The 19234-nt window shown below is 56.3% G+C and carries 22 protein-coding genes and 1 tRNA gene; 14 read left to right on the top strand and 9 right to left on the bottom strand.

The genetic code is table 11. The annotated features are described in order from the left end of the window. Positions 1 to 193: 193 nt before the first annotated feature. A tRNA-Leu gene (locus ACRBB0_RS12760) sits at positions 194 to 280 on the bottom strand. Between the two features lie 203 nt (positions 281 to 483). Here ACRBB0_RS12760 and ACRBB0_RS12755 point away from each other — a divergent pair. Next, on the top strand, positions 484 to 732 hold the full coding sequence (locus ACRBB0_RS12755; RefSeq protein ID WP_431374811.1) for a hypothetical protein: 249 nt from the start codon (positions 484 to 486) through the stop codon (positions 730 to 732). Positions 733 to 844: 112 nt separating this feature from the next. Further along, complete coding sequence (gene lipB / locus ACRBB0_RS12750) at positions 845 to 1525, top strand: lipoyl(octanoyl) transferase LipB (RefSeq protein ID WP_431374810.1); 681 nt, start codon at positions 845 to 847, stop codon at positions 1523 to 1525. A 252-nt stretch (positions 1526 to 1777) separates the two neighbouring features. On the opposite strand, the gene ACRBB0_RS12745 is transcribed toward lipB, so the two are convergent. Beyond that, a complete protein-coding gene (locus tag ACRBB0_RS12745; protein ID WP_431374809.1) occupies positions 1778 to 1993 on the bottom strand; it encodes a hypothetical protein in 216 nt (71 codons plus the stop codon). 308 nt (positions 1994 to 2301) lie between these two features. After that, positions 2302 to 2766 carry an Lrp/AsnC family transcriptional regulator gene (locus tag ACRBB0_RS12740; protein WP_431374808.1) on the bottom strand — a complete coding sequence of 155 codons (465 nt, stop codon included), beginning with the start codon at positions 2764 to 2766 and terminating at the stop codon, positions 2302 to 2304. Between the two features lie 122 nt (positions 2767 to 2888). Here ACRBB0_RS12740 and ACRBB0_RS12735 point away from each other — a divergent pair, with 122 nt between their 5' ends. Together ACRBB0_RS12735 and ctaD are read left to right on the top strand one after the other, a co-directional pair. Further along, positions 2889 to 3926, top strand: coding sequence for a Glu/Leu/Phe/Val family dehydrogenase (locus tag ACRBB0_RS12735; protein ID WP_431374807.1), 1038 nt, complete (start codon positions 2889 to 2891; stop codon positions 3924 to 3926). A 494-nt stretch (positions 3927 to 4420) separates the two neighbouring features. Then, positions 4421 to 6094, top strand: a complete 1674-nt coding sequence (gene ctaD, locus ACRBB0_RS12730; RefSeq protein ID WP_431374806.1) for a cytochrome c oxidase subunit I — start codon at positions 4421 to 4423, stop codon at positions 6092 to 6094. Between the two features lie 279 nt (positions 6095 to 6373). On the opposite strand, the gene ACRBB0_RS12725 is transcribed toward ctaD, so the two are convergent. Beyond that, positions 6374 to 6994, bottom strand: coding sequence for a LysE family translocator (locus ACRBB0_RS12725; protein ID WP_431374805.1), 621 nt, complete (start codon positions 6992 to 6994; stop codon positions 6374 to 6376). Positions 6995 to 7210: 216 nt separating this feature from the next. Here ACRBB0_RS12725 and ACRBB0_RS12720 point away from each other — a divergent pair, with 216 nt between their 5' ends. The 5 genes from ACRBB0_RS12720 to ACRBB0_RS12700 all read left to right on the top strand — a co-directional run bounded on the left by ACRBB0_RS12720 (position 7211) and on the right by ACRBB0_RS12700 (position 10196). Beyond that, on the top strand, positions 7211 to 7774 hold the full coding sequence (locus ACRBB0_RS12720; RefSeq protein WP_431374804.1) for a hypothetical protein: 564 nt from the start codon (positions 7211 to 7213) through the stop codon (positions 7772 to 7774). A 107-nt stretch (positions 7775 to 7881) separates the two neighbouring features. Then, positions 7882 to 8208 (top strand): ArsR/SmtB family transcription factor, encoded by a 327-nt coding sequence (locus ACRBB0_RS12715; protein ID WP_431374803.1) that lies wholly within the window; start codon positions 7882 to 7884, stop codon positions 8206 to 8208. Between the two features lie 26 nt (positions 8209 to 8234). Then, a complete protein-coding gene (locus tag ACRBB0_RS12710; protein WP_431374802.1) occupies positions 8235 to 8690 on the top strand; it encodes an SRPBCC domain-containing protein in 456 nt (151 codons plus the stop codon). An 84-nt stretch (positions 8691 to 8774) separates the two neighbouring features. Then, positions 8775 to 9284 (top strand): DUF2244 domain-containing protein, encoded by a 510-nt coding sequence (locus ACRBB0_RS12705; protein ID WP_431374801.1) that lies wholly within the window; start codon positions 8775 to 8777, stop codon positions 9282 to 9284. A gap of 3 nt (positions 9285 to 9287) precedes the next feature. Then, positions 9288 to 10196, top strand: a complete 909-nt coding sequence (locus tag ACRBB0_RS12700; protein WP_431374800.1) for a hypothetical protein — start codon at positions 9288 to 9290, stop codon at positions 10194 to 10196. Positions 10197 to 10270: 74 nt separating this feature from the next. Here the strand turns inward: ACRBB0_RS12700 and ACRBB0_RS12695 are convergent, their stop codons facing one another. Further along, positions 10271 to 10735, bottom strand: coding sequence for a GatB/YqeY domain-containing protein (locus tag ACRBB0_RS12695; protein ID WP_431374799.1), 465 nt, complete (start codon positions 10733 to 10735; stop codon positions 10271 to 10273). 199 nt (positions 10736 to 10934) lie between these two features. Between ACRBB0_RS12695 and carA the strand changes: the two genes are divergently transcribed. After that, entirely contained in the window at positions 10935 to 12080 is a 1146-nt protein-coding gene (gene carA, locus ACRBB0_RS12690) for a glutamine-hydrolyzing carbamoyl-phosphate synthase small subunit (protein ID WP_431374798.1), read from the top strand. Between the two features lie 76 nt (positions 12081 to 12156). Next, entirely contained in the window at positions 12157 to 14040 is a 1884-nt protein-coding gene (locus ACRBB0_RS12685; RefSeq protein WP_431374797.1) for a glycosyltransferase, read from the top strand. 6 nt (positions 14041 to 14046) lie between these two features. On the opposite strand, the gene ACRBB0_RS12680 is transcribed toward ACRBB0_RS12685, so the two are convergent. Beyond that, on the bottom strand, positions 14047 to 14706 hold the full coding sequence (locus tag ACRBB0_RS12680) for a GntR family transcriptional regulator (RefSeq protein WP_431374796.1): 660 nt from the start codon (positions 14704 to 14706) through the stop codon (positions 14047 to 14049). Between the two features lie 99 nt (positions 14707 to 14805). On the opposite strand from ACRBB0_RS12680, the gene ACRBB0_RS12675 reads away from it, so the two are divergent. The 3 genes from ACRBB0_RS12675 (at position 14806) to ACRBB0_RS12665 (ending at position 17027) form a co-directional block, all read left to right on the top strand. Then, a complete protein-coding gene (locus ACRBB0_RS12675; RefSeq protein ID WP_431374820.1) occupies positions 14806 to 15450 on the top strand; it encodes a pyrimidine 5'-nucleotidase in 645 nt (214 codons plus the stop codon). Positions 15451 to 15547: 97 nt separating this feature from the next. After that, complete coding sequence (locus ACRBB0_RS12670; protein ID WP_431374795.1) at positions 15548 to 15751, top strand: hypothetical protein; 204 nt, start codon at positions 15548 to 15550, stop codon at positions 15749 to 15751. 82 nt (positions 15752 to 15833) lie between these two features. Continuing rightward, entirely contained in the window at positions 15834 to 17027 is a 1194-nt protein-coding gene (locus tag ACRBB0_RS12665; RefSeq protein ID WP_431374794.1) for a UbiH/UbiF family hydroxylase, read from the top strand. 48 nt (positions 17028 to 17075) lie between these two features. Here ACRBB0_RS12665 and ACRBB0_RS12660 read toward each other — a convergent pair whose 3' ends face one another. The 3 genes from ACRBB0_RS12660 to ACRBB0_RS12650 form a co-directional block, all read right to left on the bottom strand. Continuing rightward, positions 17076 to 18203, bottom strand: a complete 1128-nt coding sequence (locus ACRBB0_RS12660) for an aminotransferase class V-fold PLP-dependent enzyme (protein ID WP_431374819.1) — start codon at positions 18201 to 18203, stop codon at positions 17076 to 17078. Between the two features lie 68 nt (positions 18204 to 18271). Beyond that, positions 18272 to 18727 (bottom strand): Lrp/AsnC family transcriptional regulator, encoded by a 456-nt coding sequence (locus ACRBB0_RS12655; protein WP_431374818.1) that lies wholly within the window; start codon positions 18725 to 18727, stop codon positions 18272 to 18274. A gap of 10 nt (positions 18728 to 18737) precedes the next feature. Further along, complete coding sequence (locus ACRBB0_RS12650; RefSeq protein WP_431374793.1) at positions 18738 to 19193, bottom strand: Lrp/AsnC family transcriptional regulator; 456 nt, start codon at positions 19191 to 19193, stop codon at positions 18738 to 18740. Positions 19194 to 19234 lie beyond the last annotated feature (41 nt).

Here is a 19234-nt window from a genome sequence, read left to right as displayed (position 1 = left end):
TAGTACCAGCCCTGCAATTCCTTTCGAACCCCTACAAACTATGGGAATCGGGCCACATCGCACTACGTCGTGTGGTGCTTAAACTGGCCCTCGCGGACCGTCTGGAACACTGCCGAAATACAGGACCTAGAACCCCATCTTTAGCCTTTCCATTCAAGGCCTTAAGGGGGAATTCAGGACAGAGTGTCCTTTATGGTGCGGTCGAGAGGACTCGAACCTCCACGGGTGTTACCCCACAGCGACCTCAACGCTGCGCGTCTACCAATTCCGCCACGACCGCACTGTCTAGGCTTGGTAGAGCGCTCTCTAACGAAGCATGCGCAGGATGTGAAGAGGAAAAATCACCGGTTTTAAGATTCCCTGTTTTTGGACGTTCCTCAGCCCTGAAACTCACCGAGTGGGATTAGCAATTTGCGCCACATCATATTCTATTTATCGCATTTTTGATAATATTACCTTGTTTGAGAGAGGAAGGAGAACGTTATGAAGAAATTGATGATAGCGGCGTTGGCGCTTGGGTTTATTGGATTGGCCGGGGCCGCTGCGGCCGAACAAGAGTGCTGGGTCGGGGCAAAATACACGGATCATTCCCAGTGGAACATTGCCTGCTCACAAACCTACGGATCAGGGTCGCAGATTCTGGCAACCAACGGCTATGCAAACATCCTTTTTGGTCCAGCAACCTGGGATCAATGCAAAGCTTGGGCGGATAAGAACTTGGCGCAAGGCTGATCTGCACCCCACCATATGGCCTATCCCGGTGACTTGCCCTATTTGTGGTGCAGGTAATGCAGGTGACGTTTCGAGCGCATCGGACGCTTGGATCAAACAGGGAGTGGGCCCAATGGTGGAATGGAAAATCAGTGAGGGCCTCACGTCCTACGAAGAGGCCCTTGCCTTTATGGAAACGCGTGCCGCGCAGATCGCCACGGGCGAGGCCGAGGAATGCATCTGGTTGTTAGAGCATCCGCCGCTGTATACCGCCGGGACCAGCGCCAATATCGAGGATCTCAAAGATCCAGATCGGTTTCCGGTCTATCCAAGCAAACGCGGCGGGCAATACACCTATCATGGGCCAGGTCAGCGGGTGGCTTATGTGATGCTGGATGTGTCAAAACGTGGCAAAGACGTGCGCTGTTTTGTGCGGGATCTTGAGGCTTGGGTGATTAAGGCGCTTGCAGAGTTCGGGCTCACTGGGCACATCCGCGACGGGCGTGTTGGCGTGTGGATTGAGCGGCCTGACAAGGCAAAGACCATCACAGGGGCCATGGCCGAGGATAAAATTGCAGCGATTGGCATTCGGCTGCGCAAATGGGTAAGTTTTCACGGCATTTCGGTGAATGTAGAGCCGGATCTGAGCCATTTCGACGGGATTGTGCCCTGCGGGATCACTGACTACGGGGTCACATCCTTGGTGGATTTGGGACTTCCGGTGGGGATGGACGATCTGGATGTGGCATTACGAACCAGCTTTGAGGCAGTTTTTGGCGCGAAGACGGCGCGCGCCACCTGCGAGGCGCGGTGACACATTCGGTTGGCGGAATTCAGGGCGGCTGCCGGTAAGGCCTGCGCGTCTTTTGCCCCCTCGGATTGAACATTGCGTGATGTCGACGATTGATGAGTGCCCCCCAGCCTAGAGACCTTCCAGCGATACCTGCCCGTGAAAGAGAACCACGGGTCTTTTGCAGCAAGTAAAAATGCCCCGACTGGACCGCAGCAGAAACCGACAACCCAAACAGGGCAGACATAGCCCCCTGTGGATCAGTGCAGTCTGCCCCTAGCGGCCATTTCCGAATACATGAAACAGAATGTCCTGACGCGCCATGCCCTGTGCGGCAAGGTCTGCATCCGACAAGGCGCGCAGTTCCGCAACGCGGGCGGCCAAGCGGCGTTGGCGGGCGTCAAATGGTGTCTCAAAGAAACCTTTGAACGCGGCGCGAAGAGAGTGACGCAGGCCGGACTGGCGCTCAAAACTTGGATCAAAATAAGCCATTTTCTTTCTCCTACCTGGTCTGTGTTGTGCCCCCCGAGGTGTGTGCAGACAGGTGGGCGCTGTTTGGTAACTGGGATCAAACTACGCGATGACGGGCCGGGGCGTCAGTCTGGAAAACCTCCGTCTGGAATTCCTTACTGTTGCCCAGGTCTGTTGCCCTGGTCTGTTGCCCTGGTCTCTTGCCCTGGACTTAATAGCGCGTTTCCCCCGTAAACCGTTTCTTGCGCATTGACACAGTCCGGCGACATAAGCGCATGCGGTGGCCGCCTTCTCGCCCTGCCCTCATCATTGAGCAAGCAGGCCCAGTTTCAAACCACCCGGCGCATGGGCAAAGCAGCGCGTCGGCTTAGGGTGCGCAGCGTGAAGCTTGAGCGCATGTTGCGCACATTTGGCACCGTCATCAGGCGGGTTTGGAGAAATCGATCAAAGGCTTCGAGATCGGCAACGACCACGCGCATCAGAATGTCGGGGCTGCCGGTCATCAATTGGCATTCCACCACCTCTTCGAACCGGGCAATGCGCTTGGTAAATTCCGATACAACTTCGACGCTTTGGCGATCAAGTTCGAGCGTCACAAAAACCGTGACCGCCTGCCCGATCTTGCGTTGATCCACGCGCGCACCGTAGCCGGTGATGATCCTATCTTCTTCGAGCCGCGCCACCCGGCGTGCGCAGGGCGTTGGCGACAGACCGACCTGTTCGGCCAGATCGCCCATGCGAATTCGCCCATCTTGTTGCAGGATTTTGAGTATCTTGCGATCAAGGTCATCCATTTTCTATCGTTTTCCCAGAAAAATTAGAGATTACCTCTAATATTGCCGCAAAAGTTGCGTGAAAACAGTGAAAAAACGTCCCTGTCCGCGACTATCCTTCTTGCAGCTAAGGAGGAACACCCATGCATATCACCGACCTGCCCATCTCGACCCATGAACGCGTTGTCTTCATCGAAGACCTTCCCGGCGGATTGAGCGCCCTGATCGCCATTCACTCCACCGCGCGCGGACCGGGTGCTGGCGGGCTTCGGATGCGTGATTACGCTGACTTTGACGATGCGTTGACGGATGTGTTGCGCCTGTCCCATGGCATGACATTGAAAAACGCTGCGGCGGATTTGGCCTTGGGCGGCGGCAAGGCTGTGATCATTGGAAATCCTGCGACGCAAAAAACGCCAGAGCTGCTTGAAGCTTTTGGTGCGGCGGTTGAGACCTTGGGCGGAGCCTATCGCACCGCCGAAGATATGGGCATGACGCCAGACGATATGGCAGTGATTGCGCGCAAGACCGACTATGTCGCGGGATTGCCCGGTGCCTCGGGGGATCCGTCTCCGATCACGGCGCGCGGGGTATTTTTGTCGATGAAAGTTGCCGCCAAGCACCGTTTCGGCAGCGAAGATTTGACCGGAAAACGGATCGCGCTTCAGGGGCTGGGACATGTGGGCATGCATCTTGCGGACATGTTGCACGAAGCCGGGGCTAAGCTGATTGTCACCGATGTGAACGAAGAGGCACTGGATGAGGCGGTGGTGTCGTTCAACGCCAAGGTTGTCGGCCTCGAGGAGATTTACACTCAGGACGTGGATATCTTCGCCCCTTGCGCCCTTGGGGCGGTTTTGAATGAGAAAACCATTCCGGTCCTGACCTGCAAAATGGTGTGCGGCGCAGCCAACAATCTTCTGGCGACGCCGGAAGATGGGGCAAGGTTGGCGGCGCGGGACATTTTATATGCGCCTGATTTCGTTGCCAATGGCGGTGGCATAATCAACGCTGCGCCAGAAATCCTTGGGGAGACGCATGGGCCGGATTGGTTGGAGGACAAACTGCAGGCGCTGGCCAGCAATCTTGATGCGATCCTGACGCAAGCTTTGGACACAGATGTGCCACCACATGAGGTGGCCGAACAGCTGGTTGACGCGAAAGTGGCGCTGGCGGCGTAACGGCGCGGTTGTCCGGGCAACCGGCAAATAACCGATAGGCGTGCGTTAATTGGCCCCCAACAACCAATCGCGCGCGCCAAATGCGCTTGCATAATCTGGCTGCAAAGGCGGCCTAGGGAAATTTTCCGACGCCGTGGTCGCGGGAGAGAGCGGCGCTTCAGTGGCGATCACACGCAACACAGCTGCTGAAACCCCCGACACAGATGGGCATCACCGACTGGCCAGCGAGACGAATCTTGGGGTGGACATTGGCACCGGTTGGGGGCGGATTTGGGCTGGTCCAAGTCAACTACACGCGATGTATCGCGACACAGTTCACCGAATTTGACGTCGAAGCGCACCATTTGCGCGCCCCTGCGACATTTTAGTTTGATCTGCGTCAAATACCACCGTTGCTCCCCCAAAGATCACCTTCTAAAACATGAATAGATTTTACGGGCGTGATCGGATTCTCCGTCGCGCCCGCGCTAGTAGGGACAAAAGGGAGGCACGATATGGCAGACGCCGCCATTCACGGCCACGAGCATGAGGACAACCGAGGGTTTTTCACCCGCTGGTTCATGTCCACAAACCACAAAGACATCGGGATACTATACCTGATCGTATCGGCCCTTGTGGGTCTGGTTTCAGTTATATTCACCGTTTACATGCGCATGGAGCTCATGGAGCCCGGCGTGCAATACATGTGCCAAGAAGGTTGGTTCCTGATCGCCCGTGCGGTTGAGGAGTGTACCCCGAACGGTCACCTCTGGAACGTGTTGATCACTGGCCACGGCATCTTGATGATGTTCTTTGTGGTTATTCCAGCGCTGTTTGGCGGCTTTGGCAACTACTTCATGCCGCTGCAGATTGGTGCGCCGGACATGGCCTTCCCGCGGATGAACAACTTGTCCTTCTGGCTCTATGTTGCTGGCACAACCCTCGCGGTTTGCTCGGTCTTTTCGCCCGGTGGCAACGGTCAGCTTGGATCCGGCGTGGGTTGGGTTCTCTATCCACCTCTGTCGACCAACGAAGGCGGCTACTCGATGGATCTGGCGATCTTTGCGGTTCACGTTTCGGGGGCCTCGTCCATCCTTGGCGCGATCAACATGATCACCACTTTCCTGAACATGCGGGCCCCTGGCATGACGCTGTTCAAAGTGCCGCTGTTCTCATGGTCGATCTTTGTCACAAGCTGGTTGATCCTGCTGTCGTTGCCAGTTCTGGCGGGCGCGATCACCATGTTGCTGACCGATCGTAACTTTGACACCACCTTCTTTGATCCTGCCGGTGGCGGTGATCCAGTTCTGTACCAGCACATCCTGTGGTTCTTTGGTCACCCCGAAGTTTACATCGTGATCCTGCCGGGCTTTGGGATCATCTCCCACGTGATCGCGACCTTCTCGCGCAAGCCGGTCTTTGGCTACCTGCCAATGGTTTGGGCGATCATCGCGATTGGTGCCTTGGGCTTTGTTGTGTGGGCGCACCACATGTACACCGTCGGGATGAGCCTGCAGCAGCAGTCCTACTTCATGCTGGCGACCATGGTCATCGCGGTGCCAACAGGTGTGAAAGTGTTCTCTTGGATTGCCACCATGTGGGGCGGTTCGGTTGAATTCAAAACACCAATGATGTTTGCACTGGGCTTCCTGATGCTCTTCACCATTGGCGGCGTGACTGGCGTTGTTCTGTCACAAGCTGGTGTGGACCGTGGCTACCACGACACCTACTACGTGGTTGCACACTTCCATTACGTGATGTCATTGGGTGCGGTTTTTGCCATCTTCTCGGGGGTCTACTTCTACTTCCCGAAAATGACCGGCAAGATGTATTCCGAAAAGCTGGGTCACATCCATTTCTGGATGTTCTTCATCGGGGCCAACCTGACATTCTTCCCGCAGCACTTCTTGGGTCGCCAAGGCATGCCGCGCCGCTACATCGACTATCCTGAGGCATTTGCCACATGGAACTACTGGTCGTCGCTGGGTGCGTTCTTGTCCTTTGCTTCATTCCTGCTGTTCTTTGGTATCATCATCTACGCCCTGCGTGCCGGTGCCAAAGCCACTGAGAACAACCCATGGAACGAGTATGCAGATACTCTTGAATGGACCCTGCCATCGCCTCCGCCCGAGCACACGTTCGAGCAGCTGCCAAAGCAGGAAGATTGGGACAAAGCTCCCTCTCACTGATTTGGCGCAGTAAACCGATCATGATTTAGAAAAGGCCCCGCCAAATTGGTGGGGCCTTTTTTCATGGACCGATCTAAGGGCAGCAGGCTCATCGCGCCGCCCTACTCCAGTCCAACTTAGGAAAAGACGTGGTCCAAGGTCTCTGTCCTACCCAGAGTGCCGCCGTGGCGGTTCCCCCTCCTCCGATGCAGTTCTCCGTCTGGAACGACCAGTCTTGGGGGCGTAGCGCATTGCCGGATTTTGGCCAGGACTGACTGGGGTCTGCTTGGGGTGACGGGCCTAGCGTGGCCCAAACGCGGCCAGCACAACAACGGCCATCATCGTCACAGCCATCGCAATATTGATGCGCGATTGGTTGCGCTCGGACAGGTTCAGCCGATGAAGCGACACCCCTGCCCATAACCACAAGAAGTGGATCGGGATCCAAATCGCGTTCATGATCAGGAATTTCAACCCGACCTCCAACGCATAATTACTCGGAAGAAAAGCGAAACCGGTGAGCATGGCTGTGTTTACCGCATAGGCTTTGGGGTTGATAATCTGCAGCATGATCCCGCCAAGCATGCCCGGTGGACGCGCCGCCTCGATAAAGGCAAGACGTTTGCCCGCAAACCCAATCCGAAGTGCGAGAAACGCCAGATATCCAAATGAGGCCACAAAGAAAACGGTCCGCAAACGAGGGTCAGCCAGAAGCAGGGTTGCCAACCCGCTGACCACCGCCAGAGCAACCAGATTTGTCCCCAAGAACAAGCCACCGACATAGCGCGTACCGGCGCGAAAACCAAAGCCCGCCCCGACTCCGGCGGTCGACAAGACACCGGGACCCGGTGTGATGATGAGGAAAAAGACGGCAGCGGCAAAGGTCAGCATTCTGTCGCGATAGTCGCATTGCAATTGCATTGCAAGATTTCCGCGCAACGCCAACGACTTCGGCCCCATACCAAAAAGACGGGGCGCACAGCGTATCGCTCAGCGTATCAATGCCCCCACCTCAGTCCCCCTCGACAGAGCCCCAAGCGCCGTTGCGCGCATTTGACGACAACATGTCAGAGGTCGCACCTTGTAGGTTTGGACCCCGAAGGTGATGATACGAATCCAAAACAAAGGTTTGTCGCCATGCGCGTTGTTCCGATCATTCTTGCCTCTTGCATCGGTGCTTTGGCTGGACTGTCCGCTTGCAGCCCCGACAAAGCCGGGCGCATCCTTGCGCCTGAACAATATGGCATGACCTGTGTCAGCGCCACGATTTGCCTTGAGGATACGGGTCGCAAAGCACAGGCCGAAGCGTTGTATGCGCAAGCAGCGCGCACCGTTCAAGCCCAGCTGGTACCTTTCAAAGCCCCCCCAAGGATGTTGTTTTGTTCGACCAAAGCCTGTTCCGCCCAATTTGGCGAGGATCACAGTCAGGCTTTGACCTTGGGCACCTATGGCATTCTGATCCGCGAAGATGGTTGGCATGGGTACACGCTGCGTCATGAGATGATCCATCACCTGCAAGCCGAACGCTTTGGTATCCGCGCAACCAGTTATACTTTGCCGAAATGGTATATCGAAGGCATGGCCTATACGCTCGCCGGGGATCCGCGCCAGCCCCTGCCCCGACCTGAACTTGAAGACTACAGAGAAGCCTACAAAGCGTGGATTGCCGCCGGAAACACCTGGAGCCAGCCCCCTAAATAAGGCCTGTCGCATTTGTGGCGGTTGCGATGATCTTCAAAACCTCGGAGCCAGCAACCGGGGTTTTCTTTTGCCTTGACTCATCCGTTAGTTACGACTTACGGTAAGTTATGACTTACGTAATATCACCTTCCCACAAAGCACTCACGGCACTGGGGGATCCTACACGGCGCGCCTTGTTTGAGGCCGTGGCCGCCCAGCCGCGCAGCGTTGCTGACCTCGCCAAAACCCAACCGATCAGCCGCCCCGCCGTAAGCCAGCATCTCAAGGTGCTTAGCGATGCCCAATTGGTGAGCGCAGAACCACAAGGAACACGGCGGATTTACCGTCTCAACACCGCCGGGCTTGAGGCCTTGCGCAGCTATCTCGATCAATTCTGGGGTGATGCTTTGGGGGCTTATGGTGCAGAAGTTCGCCGCCGCACACAGCCCAATTGACCCATCCCCACTTGAAAGGACCAACCATGCTAGAGCCCATTATCAAAACCATCACTGTCCCCTGCCCACAGGACAAAGCCTTTGAAATCTTTGTGGATATGGCCAGTTGGTGGCCGCTCGACAAGCGATCAATGTCGTTGATGCGCGCGGGTGGACCGGCCAAAAAGCTAGAGGTAGACGCGCGCGAAGGTGGCCGGATTGTTGAAACCGCACTAGACGATGAGGAATGGCATTGGGGCACCTTTATCAAATTCGAGCCGCATGCCTTCTTGCAAATGACCTTTCACATGGGTCTGCCCGAAGACAAAACCGGGCATGTGGACGTCACCTTTACCCCGGTGGATGCGACAAGCACCAAAGTTGAGCTGAAACACCACAATTGGGAAGGATACGCAGATATGGCCGAAATGATGTATCAGGGCTATGGCAGCAGCTGGGATTTGCTGTTTGTTGAACAGTTTGGTGCGGCCTGCGGCGGATAATATGCGGTTTTTGAGACGAACAAAGGGACAAGGCGCGGCACCTTGTCCCTTAACATCTAGGGTGGATGTACTAATTTCGGGTCCATGCCTTATCGCTGGACCACCTCCCCTGCTGACACTGACACTGCCGAGCTGCATCTGTGGCCCTATAACGCGCTAAAACCAGAAGGTTTTGCCGCCATGGTTCTTGGCTTTTTCACCTTTGCGATGATGCCGCTTTTTGCAGTCTTGGGGACGCGACTGTTTTGGGGGCTGTTGCCGTTTATGGTGGCGGCGACGGGAGCGCTTTATTATGCGCTGCGCAAGAACCGCTTGGATCGCCAGGTTATCGAGGTGTTGACCCTGACACCCGATCTCACGCGCCTCACACATAACCCGACAAAAGGGGCGGTTCAAAGCTGGGAAGCCCAGACCTATTGGGTCAAACTGTCCCTGCATCCGACCGGCGGCCCGGTCCCAAACTATGTAACCCTAAAAGGTGGCGGCCGAGAGGTTGAGCTTGGCGCGTTTCTGAGCGAAGACGAGAGGACAGCACTATACGCTGAACTTAGCGAGCGGATTCGCCTGATGGCGCAGTCCCGATCAGAAGGGTGAAGAATGGCTCAGGCCCCGGCGACATCAAAGGCCCATCGTTTTGGGTTGAAACTGGCGGCATCGCTTGGATTGACCCCATTGGTGATAAGGATGAACCCGGTCGAAAGCGAAATCGCCGCGCTTGAATTGCGGGCAGAGGATGCGCATCACGTGCCGAAACAGCGCAAACAGGTGACGTTTCTTGTGCCGCTGGTTGGACCGCATCACGTCGGAGATTGGCCTGCGGTGGTTGAACGTCTCGACGCAACGCTGCGATGTTTTCTGGCGCAGGACAATCCGCATTGGAATGTTGTGGTTTGCTGTCAGGAAAGCCCCGCCCTGCCAGATGATCCACGCATCACCTATCTGCCGTTTGATGATCCCGAACCTGGCAATGACAAATGGCGCAAACTGGCGGCGCTGTGCGATCACCTGCCTGAAATGAACCTCGCTCCCGGTTATGTCATGAGCTTTGACGCCGATGATCTGTTGCGCCAGGGTGTCGTCGGCGAAATGCTGACACGGCAAGCGCCGGGTGGGTATTTGGTTGAAGCGGGTTATGTGATGGATGCGGGAACCGGTGTGATCGCACTGGCAGATGCGCCAACCTTCAAAGAGCCACTGCGCAAACCGTTTTGGAAACTGTGTGGGTCATGCGCAGCGATTGCCTATGACCCTGAGATGCCCCAAAGCACTGCGTTTTTGCGTGCGATGACGGCGCATGAACACCGGATGTTTCCCTATCTCGCAGAATTGGCTGGCCATGGGCTTGCGCCCCTATCACGCCCGGCGGTGCTTTATGTGCTCAATCATGGTGAGAATTTTGGCGCGCGGCGCGGTCGGGTTGGGTTTAAGACCCGCTTTGTTGAGCGCTTTCGCATTGACGACCCCAGCGAATTGGCCGAGATCGCCGAAGGGTTTCCCCAACCGTAATCAGGTTTGCCAGAATGACCTGTTTGCCAGAATGACCTGCCGGAAATCATCCGGCAGGACTTTCATTGCAAGGCTTACCCGGCAGACAGGCGGTCTTTGACTTTGGGGCCAACAGCGCCAAAATCCATTTGCCCGGTGTATTTTGCCTTGAGCGCGCCCATGACACGGCCCATGTCGCGGATCGATTCTGCCCCGACTTCTGAGACAGCGTCAGCAACGGCCTTGTCGACCTCGGCGCTGCTGAGTGCTTTGGGCAAATACTCTTCGATCACTTCGATCTCAGCCAGCTCCCGCTCGGCCAGATCAAGGCGGTTGCCTTCTTCGTAAGTCCGGGCGCTTTCGCGACGCTGTTTGACCATTTTGCCAAGGATTGCCAACACTTCGGTCTCATCGACCCCGTCGTCATTTCCTTCGGCCCGTGCGGCAATATCGCGATCCTTAATCGCCGCACTGATTAATCTGAGCGTTGAAAGACGGGCTGTCGCCTTGTCCTTCATTGCTTGCTTTATCGACGCCATAACGCGTGCACGCAGTTCCATGAGCTATCTCGTCCCCAATGTCTGGCCCAAGTTTCTGGCCCAAGATTGAAACCTACCCCAAGCCTCCCCTCATGGCAACAGCTTGCACACAATGGCTAATGCGCTGAATTTAAACAACTATTCATTTCAACTCCCCCCTTGACCCCGCTTGCGCCGCGCCGTAGTTTCCGCCCAATTTGCCTATATTCGGAGAAACAACATGTCTGCTGCCCAGACCAAGCCAACCGCATGCCTTGCGCTTGCTGATGGAACCATTTTCATGGGACAGGGGTTTGGCGCGACCGGACAAACCACCGCGGAATTGTGCTTCAACACTGCGATGACCGGATACCAGGAAATCATGACCGATCCGTCTTATGCCGGCCAGATCGTGACGTTTACCTTCCCGCATATCGGCAACACCGGAACCACCCCCGAAGATGACGAGACCGGTGAACCGGTCGCCGAAGGCATGGTTGTCAAATGGGCTCCGACACAAAGCTCAAGCTGGCGCGCGGTGTCTGAACTGTCGGATTGGCTGGCCTCACGCGGGCGGATTGCCATTGGTGGCGTCGATACCCGCCGGTTGACCCGTGCCATTCGCCAACAAGGTGCCCCGCATGTTGCGTTGGCCCATGATCCAGACGGAAATTTCGACATCGAAGCCTTGGTGGCCAAGGCGCGGGCCTTTGCCGGTCTTGAAGGTGTTGATCTGGCCAAGGAAGTAACCTGTGCGCAAAGCTATCGTTGGGATGAAATGCGGTGGGCTTGGCCAGACGGTTTTGCGCGCCAAAAGGATGCCAAACACAAGGTGGTCGCGCTGGATTTTGGGGCCAAACGCAATATCCTGCGGTGCTTGGCCTCTGCGGGGTGTGACGTGATGGTTTTGCCTGCGACGGCAACCTACGATGAGATCATGGCCCACGAGCCAGATGGTGTGTTTTTGTCCAACGGCCCCGGCGATCCGGCGGCGACTGGCGAATATGCGGTGCCAATGATCCAAGAATTGCTGAACAAGACGCAACTGCCGATCTTTGGGATTTGCCTTGGTCATCAGATGTTGGCGCTGGCGCTTGGTGCCAAGACTATCAAAATGAACCACGGCCATCATGGGGCCAACCACCCGGTGAAGGAAAACGCGACGGGCAAGGTTGAAATCACCTCGATGAACCATGGTTTTGCGGTTGATGCCCAGTCATTGCCTGACGGTGTGATCGAAACCCATGTGTCCTTGTTTGACGGTTCGAATTGCGGAATCAAGTTGCAAGATCGGCCTGTGTTCTCGGTGCAACAGCACCCTGAAGCGTCGCCGGGCCCTCAAGACAGTTTTTACCTTTTTGAGCGATTTGCAGCCTCAATGTCCTAAGGGCAAGCACCAAAAATTAACCATCTATTAAGGCTTTACGTGCCATTTTGCTGCCAACCTTTTGAGCAGTGGGACTATGAGCACGCAACGTCTGGACATGGCGGAACGCTTGCTGAAGCAAGCAGGCAGCAAACGCGGCCAACCGGTTAGTCATATCCTGATGGATAGTGGCCACATCACACCGCGCGTGATGCTTGGTGCGATGGTCGAAGCGGAAAGGCTTCACCAACCGCTTGAACATGTGGTCGCCGCCGAGGCGATCTTATCGCGCGAATCTGTGCTTGAGGCGCAGGCCCAGCACTATGGCGCGATGGCTTTGCGCCGCGATGTGCATCCCCCGTCTGAGGCGATGGCAACTGTATTGCCCGCTGCGTTTTGCCTTGAAAAAGGTGTGTATCCTTGGATGCGCATAGGCGAAACTTTGGTTTTGGCGACGTCCCGGCCGGAACGGTTTGACGCCCTGCTGCCTGAGCTCCCCCCCGGAATCGGCCCGGTGATGATGGCCCTGACGCTTGAGGGCGACATTCACGCTGAAATTGCGGCCCGGCATGGGGATGCCCTGGCGCGTCAAGCTGAAACCTGGGTCCCTGATGAGGCCAGTTGCCGTGATCTCAGCAGCAGCACCAAGAGTGCGCGCTATCTGTCGCTCCTAGCCGCCGCGCTCTGTATGGCTTTTCTGTATTGGCAACCGGTTGTCTTTTTCGCCTGCGCATTGACCTTGGCCATGACATCGCTGGTTCTCGCCCAAGGGCTCAAAGTTGCGGCGTTTCTGGCGCTTCCCAAAAGGCAAACCCTAAAACCGCCAATCCTTCCTGAAAACCCGCCCCAAGTGTCTATTCTGGTCCCCCTGTTTCGCGAGAAACAGATCGCTGGAAGTTTGGTCGCGCGACTGTCACGTTTGACCTATCCAAAATCCCTGCTCGATATTGTTTTGGTCCTCGAAGAAGGTGACACAACCACGCTGGACACCCTGTCGCGGACCAGACTGCCGCCTTGGATTCGCACAATCAAAGTTCCCCCCGGCGACGTGATGACCAAGCCACGGGCCTTGAATTATGCCTTTCGTTTCACCCGAGGCGAGATTGTTGGCATTTACGACGCCGAAGACGCGCCCGCCCCGGATCAAATCAACAAAGTGGTCGATCACTTTGCCAACGCCCCCGATGATGTGGGCTGTTTGCAGGGCATTCTTGATTTTTACAACCCGCGCGCCAATTGGCTTTCGCGGTGTTTTGCCGTTGAATATGCCAGCTGGTTCCGCGTGTTACTACCCGGCCTGTCACGGCTGAAATTTGCTGTGCCATTGGGGGGAACAACGGTTTTCTTACGCCGTCATGTGCTTGAACAGGTCTGCGGCTGGGATGCTCATAATGTCACCGAAGATGCCGATCTGGGCATACGACTTGCCCGTCATGGCTTTCGCACCGAGCTGATCCAAACCGTAACCCGGGAAGAGGCTAATAACAGATTTTGGCCATGGATCAAACAACGGTCACGTTGGCTCAAAGGCTACGGGATCACGTGGTGGGTCCATACGAGAAACCCGATTAAGCTATGGAAAGATTTGGGGTTTTGGAAGTTTACCGGCGTACAACTGATCTTTTTGACAACGCTGGTACAGTTTACCTTGGCCCCTGTTCTGTGGTCTTTTTGGCTGATCCTGTTTGGCTTGCCGCATCCCCTAAACGGGGTTTTGGATGGCAATCAGGCTAAAATTTTGACCGGGACGTTCCTTATGGCAGAAGGGATCACCATCTTGATCGGGTTTGCCGCGATTTCGCGAAGCCCTCATCGCCGGCTGATCCCCTGGGTGCCGACCTTGTTTGCCTATTTTCCGCTTGGCACATTTGCCGCCTACAAGGGGATTTGGGAAACCATCACCCAACCGTTTTATTGGGACAAAACGGAACACGGCCATTCCGCCCCGGACGAACCCGGGTCAGATATGGATCATAGCTAAGGGTGGCTAGTCCATTTGCTGGCTTGCATCCAGTTTGAGACGGGTCACAAACGCCACAGAAATATGATCGCGAAGCGCCTTGTAGGCTGCATCTTCATCCCGTTTCGCGATGGCGTCGACAATCGCCTGATGCTCTGACATTGCATCTTCCCCCCGGCCTTCTGCCGCCAAGGATGTCGTCGCCATCAACGCCATAGACCGATGCACCAAATCAAGCTGCTGTACCAAAAACCGGTTGTGAGAAGCCTTGTGGATCATGGTGTGAAAGCGGCGATTTGCGCGGGCCAAAGCCTGCGGATCATCCATCAATTCACGATCATCTTCGACCATTTCACGCAGCACTTGCACTTCTTCTTCGGTTGCATGACGCGCCGCAAGGCGTGCCGCCAACCCTTCCAATTCTGTGCGCACCGCATAAAGCTCGGCCATTTGATTATGGTCCAACGAGGCCACAATCAATGATCGACCATCCCGCGCCAAAAGAGATTGTGTTTCAAGGCGTTGCAAGGCTTCCCTAATCGGGGTTCGCGAGACTTTGAACCTTTCGGCCAATTCACTTTCGACCAATCGGTCGCCAGGGCGATAATCCCCGCTGTCGATCGCCTCAAGGATCAGGGTATAGGCGTCCTTATTGCTTTTGACATGCCCGATTTTTCCCTGGCTCATTTCGCCTCTCCCTTTGACGTCTCGCAACGTTAACCGCCCCCTGCCCCAAGTTTCAAGCCGTGCATTGCCTGATCCGCTTGGGTGCCTTACATGGGCAACATGCCAAAGCGTCATTTTGATCATATCCGCACATGGGTGTTTGACCTCGACAACACCTTGTATCCACCAAGCCAAAAGCTGTTTCCACAAATTGAAGTCAAGATGACCGACTTTGTGATGCGGGCCTTGGGTGTAAACAAGGCAAGGGCCGATCAGTTGCGGCAAGACTACTGGCGTGATCATGGCACAACATTGGCTGGTTTGATGCGCGAACATGACATTGAACCCGACGCATACCTGCATGAGGTGCATGATATTTCATTCGACGTACTGGAACCCGATCCCTATCTCGCGCGTTTGATTGCGCAATTGCCCGGTCGCCGCATCGTTTACACAAATGGCAGCGCGCCTTATGCCGCGCGCGTCCTGGAAGCACGCGGATTGAGTGCGGCTTTTGATGAAATCTATGGGGTTGAGCATGCAGATTACGCGCCCAAACCGGACACTCAGGCTTTTGAGACAGTCTTTGCTCTGGATGGTTTAGACCCTGACAGCGCCGCCATGTTCGAAGATGATCCGCGCAACCTTGCCGCCCCTCACGCGATGGGTTTGCGTACGGTACATGTGGCCCCCATTCCCGAACCAGCACCCCATATCCACCATCATACAGATGATCTCAACGGCTTTCTGGAGAAGCTGACCTAACAGCCCATAGACATGGTCGATATGTCCAATGCGACTATTTGCCAATGCCGCGGCGCAGCAAACTGCCCTATGACGGCGCACAACCACTGGAGCCCTCATGACCGACGTAACTGTTTCACCCGCCGCTGTTGAAGACAAAACCATAGCCACCGAAAAGTGGGCGCTGCTGATCGCTTTGATACTGGTTGCGGTGCTTGCCATGAACACAGCGCTCTTTGGATTGGTCGGCCTGTCCATGACGGCTCTGACACTGGTGCCCGTGATTTTTGTGGTCTTGGTGATCATCATGGTCGGCGGCTGACCGACCGCAATTGGCCGCATGGTATTTTGAAAACCCTTGCCCTAAATGAACAGGGCAAGATGTTCAAAAATCGAGACAGGCCATGGATTACGATATCGTCATTTCAGGCGGCGGAATTGCCGGGTTAACGGCAACTGCCGCCTTTGCGCAGGCCGGTTTTTCTGTCCTTTGCGTTGATCCGACCCCGCCAGTCACGGATCGCGACGCTGCTGGCGCAGATCTTCGGACCACCGCCTTTTTGCAACCTGCTCAGGCCTTTCTGGAGGAAATCGGGTTGTGGGCCCGGTTGGCGGATCACGCCATGCCCTTGCAAACCATGCGGATTGTCGATGCGGGCGGCCCAGAGCCCGAGCCTCGGGTGACCAAAGATTTCAATGCCTCTGACATTTCCGACCGCCCGTTTGGGTGGAACTTGCCCAATTGGTTGTTGCGCCGTGAGATGGCCGCCCAACTTGAGGCGCTTGATCGCGTCGATTTTCGCCCCGGCACCGCAACCACGACGCTATTTACCCGCGAGGGTGAAGCCCGCGTTGGTCTCTCCGATGGGAGCCGCCTGCGCAGCCGTTTGCTGATTGCCGCAGATGGCCGCCATTCTCCGATGCGCAAGGCCGCTGGTATCGACGTGAAAACCACCGGATTTGGGCAAAAGGCGCTGGCCTTTGCGGTCACGCATCCTATTCCCCACGACAATGTTTCGACCGAAATTCACCGCACCGGCGGACCGTTTACACTGGTGCCGCTGCCGGATCATCAAGGGCGCCCCTCATCGGCGGTAGTCTGGATGGAAGAAGGGCCCAAAGCCCAAGCGTTGATGGCGCTGCCAGATGCCGAACTCGAAGAGGCGATGTCCGTCCGGTCTTGCCACTTGTTCGGCCCGCTCAAAATTGCCTCACAGCGGACGATTTGGCCAATCATTGCCCAAGAGGCCGATCCTCTATGTGGCCAGAGAATAGCCTTGGTTGCCGAAGCGGCCCATGTGGTGCCGCCGATTGGGGCGCAGGGGCTCAACATGAGCCTCAAGGATATCACCGCCCTGCGCGATCTCGCCGTTGCCAGCCCGTCAACCTTGGGCGACCGCGCCATGCTGGACGCCTATCACCGTGCGCGTATCACCGACATCCGTGCCCGTGTGGCCGGAATTACGGTGCTCAACAAAACTTCGATGCTGTCGAACCCTTTGCTGCGCGACAGCCGTGCCGCGGCCCTCAATGCGCTCTATAGTGTAAAACCGGTTCGTAAAACCCTGATGCAACTGGGCCTTGGTGCCAAGGGCTGATAATCGCGATTGGCGACACCGGGGGGCACTGGGCACCCCCCAACTGTTTTACAGAACCTCGTCCAGAACGCTCCGCAAGCGCGCCACGGTCGCATCAACATCATAAAGCTTGTCCAGCCCAAACAACCCAAGGCGGAAGGTCGAAAACCCGTCACCTTCGTCACATTGCAGCGGCACGCCAGCGGCAATTTGCATGCCACGCGCGGCAAAAGCCCGGCCCGATTGCACCTCAGGGTCGCTGGTATAGCTCACCACGACACCCGGCGCACCAAACCCCTCTGCAGCAACAGACCGAATACCCTTGTCTGCCAAAACAGCCCGCACTTTGTTGCCTAGATCAAACTGTGCCTCGCGCAGTTTATCGAACCCATAGTCGCGGGTTTCGATCATCGCGTCGCGAAACATTTGCAGGCCCTCGGTCGGCATGGTGGCGTGATACGCATGTCCGCCCCCCTCATAGGCGGCCATGATGCTGTGCCATTTCTTGAGATCAACGGCAAAGCTATCCGACGCTGTTTCTTCCAGACGGGCGACCGCGCGCTCCGACATCATCACCAACCCGGCGCAGGGGGTTGAGGACCAGCCCTTTTGCGGCGCAGAAATCAAAACATCGACACCCGTCGCCGCCATGTCGACCCAAGCGCAGCCCGAGGCAATACAATCCAGCACCATCAAGGCCCCGACCTGGTGCGCAGCGGTGGCCATCCGGGTAATATACTCATCGGGCAAGATCATCCCCGACGATGTTTCCACATGCGGGGCAAAGACCAGATCCGGTTTTGCCTCGGCTATTTTGGCCTCAACCTCTTCGATGGGGGCCGGTGCAAAAGGCGCATCAACGCCATTGCCCGACCGACGGGCTTTGAGAACCTCGGTTGTATCGGCAAAGCCGCCAGCGTCAAAAATCTGGCTCCAACGGAAAGAAAACCAACCGTTGCGCACAACGAGGACATCAGCATTACGACCAAATTGACGGGCTACGGCCTCCATCCCAAATGTCCCACCACCGGGAACCAAAGCCACTGCGTCGGCTTTATAGACCTCCTTCAACATGCCCGAAATGTCGCGCATCACCTGCTGAAACGCCGCCGACATATGATTGAGCGAGCGGTCGGTAAACACGACCGAAAATTCTTCGAGCCCGTTGGGGTCCACGTTTTCGAGCAACGCCATGATGTTCTCCTGATTTGTTGGGATCATGCCTAGCGCAGCTTGGCACGGGATCAAAGGGGGATCGCAGAGGCTCAGATTGGTCCGGGGCGACGTTCTTCACTGAGCAAAACATTTGCCTCAACATTGCCCAACCCCGGTAAGGTCATCACACGGCGGCGCAGCACCCGTTCAAAGTCGGAAATATCGCGGGCGACGACGCGCAGGCGATAATCATAAAGCCCAAGCACATGTTCCACGGTTTGCACTTCGGGGATGGCAGTGACGGCGCGCTCAAAGTCTTCCAAAGACACGCGTCCCTTGGTGGCAAGTTTCACCCCCAAAAAGACCGTAACGCCAAACCCCAAGGCGGCGGCATCCACCTCAAGCCGGGTACCCCGAAACACCCCCGCCTCCTTGAGGCGCTTGATACGGCGCCAACAGGCCGGTTGCGACAGGCCTAAATCACGCCCCAAGGCACCGGCATTGCGGGTCGCGTCTTCGGCCAGCGCCCTGATCAAAGCCCGATCCGTTTCATCAAGATCAATCATATTGGCCCCATCATATTGGTAGTGCCTCATGGCCCTTGACCCGCGCGACCTGCATAAGCGCTTCGATGTCATTGATATGAGGCAGCACCAAAAGTTGGTCGCGATAGAGCTGTTGATAATGCGCCATGTCGCGGGCAATCACCGACAAGCGCACATCGACTTGTCCGAGGAAGGTTTGAATTTCAATGACTTCGGGCACCAAACGCGCCGCCGGGATGAACTCATCAAAGGCGCGAGCCTCGGTTTTGTCTAGCGTGACGCGCAAGGACACCTCAACCTCATAGCCAAGCGCGGGCCAGTTGATCACATTGCGCACGCCTTTAAGAACACCCGTATCACGCATCCGATCCAACCGACGCGATAGCGTCGTGGCCGTCACACCGGCGGATTCGGCCAACCGTGCGGCGGGGGCCTCGGGATCGGATTGATAGTAGCGCAGAATGCGCCGATCAGTGTCATCAAGCATGAAAACTCACATATCATCTGAAAAAACGAATGAAAACTCCG

This window comes from Pelagimonas sp. (genome assembly GCF_050633425.1).
In the GTDB taxonomy this organism is placed as follows: Bacteria; Pseudomonadota; Alphaproteobacteria; order Rhodobacterales; family Rhodobacteraceae; genus Pelagimonas.
Note: the sequence above shows the minus strand (reverse complement) of the source record. Positions and strands in the feature narration are given on the sequence as shown.

Coding starts and splice junctions, on each gene's coding strand:
- ACRBB0_RS12710 (WP_431374802.1), top strand. CDS start 8,235: ATGCTAGAGCCCATTATCAAAACCATCACTGTCCCCTGCCCACAGGAC.
- ACRBB0_RS12740 (WP_431374808.1), bottom strand. CDS start 2,766: ATGGATGACCTTGATCGCAAGATACTCAAAATCCTGCAACAAGATGGG.
- carA (WP_431374798.1), top strand. CDS start 10,935: ATGTCTGCTGCCCAGACCAAGCCAACCGCATGCCTTGCGCTTGCTGAT.
- ACRBB0_RS12675 (WP_431374820.1), top strand. CDS start 14,806: ATGCCAAAGCGTCATTTTGATCATATCCGCACATGGGTGTTTGACCTC.
- lipB (WP_431374810.1), top strand. CDS start 845: ATGGTGGAATGGAAAATCAGTGAGGGCCTCACGTCCTACGAAGAGGCC.
- ACRBB0_RS12715 (WP_431374803.1), top strand. CDS start 7,882: ATGACTTACGTAATATCACCTTCCCACAAAGCACTCACGGCACTGGGG.
- ACRBB0_RS12670 (WP_431374795.1), top strand. CDS start 15,548: ATGACCGACGTAACTGTTTCACCCGCCGCTGTTGAAGACAAAACCATA.
- ACRBB0_RS12725 (WP_431374805.1), bottom strand. CDS start 6,994: ATGCAATTGCAATGCGACTATCGCGACAGAATGCTGACCTTTGCCGCT.
- ACRBB0_RS12700 (WP_431374800.1), top strand. CDS start 9,288: ATGGCTCAGGCCCCGGCGACATCAAAGGCCCATCGTTTTGGGTTGAAA.
- ACRBB0_RS12695 (WP_431374799.1), bottom strand. CDS start 10,735: ATGGAACTGCGTGCACGCGTTATGGCGTCGATAAAGCAAGCAATGAAG.
- ACRBB0_RS12705 (WP_431374801.1), top strand. CDS start 8,775: ATGCCTTATCGCTGGACCACCTCCCCTGCTGACACTGACACTGCCGAG.
- ctaD (WP_431374806.1), top strand. CDS start 4,421: ATGGCAGACGCCGCCATTCACGGCCACGAGCATGAGGACAACCGAGGG.
- ACRBB0_RS12720 (WP_431374804.1), top strand. CDS start 7,211: ATGCGCGTTGTTCCGATCATTCTTGCCTCTTGCATCGGTGCTTTGGCT.
- ACRBB0_RS12665 (WP_431374794.1), top strand. CDS start 15,834: ATGGATTACGATATCGTCATTTCAGGCGGCGGAATTGCCGGGTTAACG.
- ACRBB0_RS12735 (WP_431374807.1), top strand. CDS start 2,889: ATGCATATCACCGACCTGCCCATCTCGACCCATGAACGCGTTGTCTTC.
- ACRBB0_RS12680 (WP_431374796.1), bottom strand. CDS start 14,706: ATGAGCCAGGGAAAAATCGGGCATGTCAAAAGCAATAAGGACGCCTAT.
- ACRBB0_RS12685 (WP_431374797.1), top strand. CDS start 12,157: ATGAGCACGCAACGTCTGGACATGGCGGAACGCTTGCTGAAGCAAGCA.
- ACRBB0_RS12755 (WP_431374811.1), top strand. CDS start 484: ATGAAGAAATTGATGATAGCGGCGTTGGCGCTTGGGTTTATTGGATTG.
- ACRBB0_RS12655 (WP_431374818.1), bottom strand. CDS start 18,727: ATGATTGATCTTGATGAAACGGATCGGGCTTTGATCAGGGCGCTGGCC.
- ACRBB0_RS12745 (WP_431374809.1), bottom strand. CDS start 1,993: ATGGCTTATTTTGATCCAAGTTTTGAGCGCCAGTCCGGCCTGCGTCAC.
- ACRBB0_RS12650 (WP_431374793.1), bottom strand. CDS start 19,193: ATGCTTGATGACACTGATCGGCGCATTCTGCGCTACTATCAATCCGAT.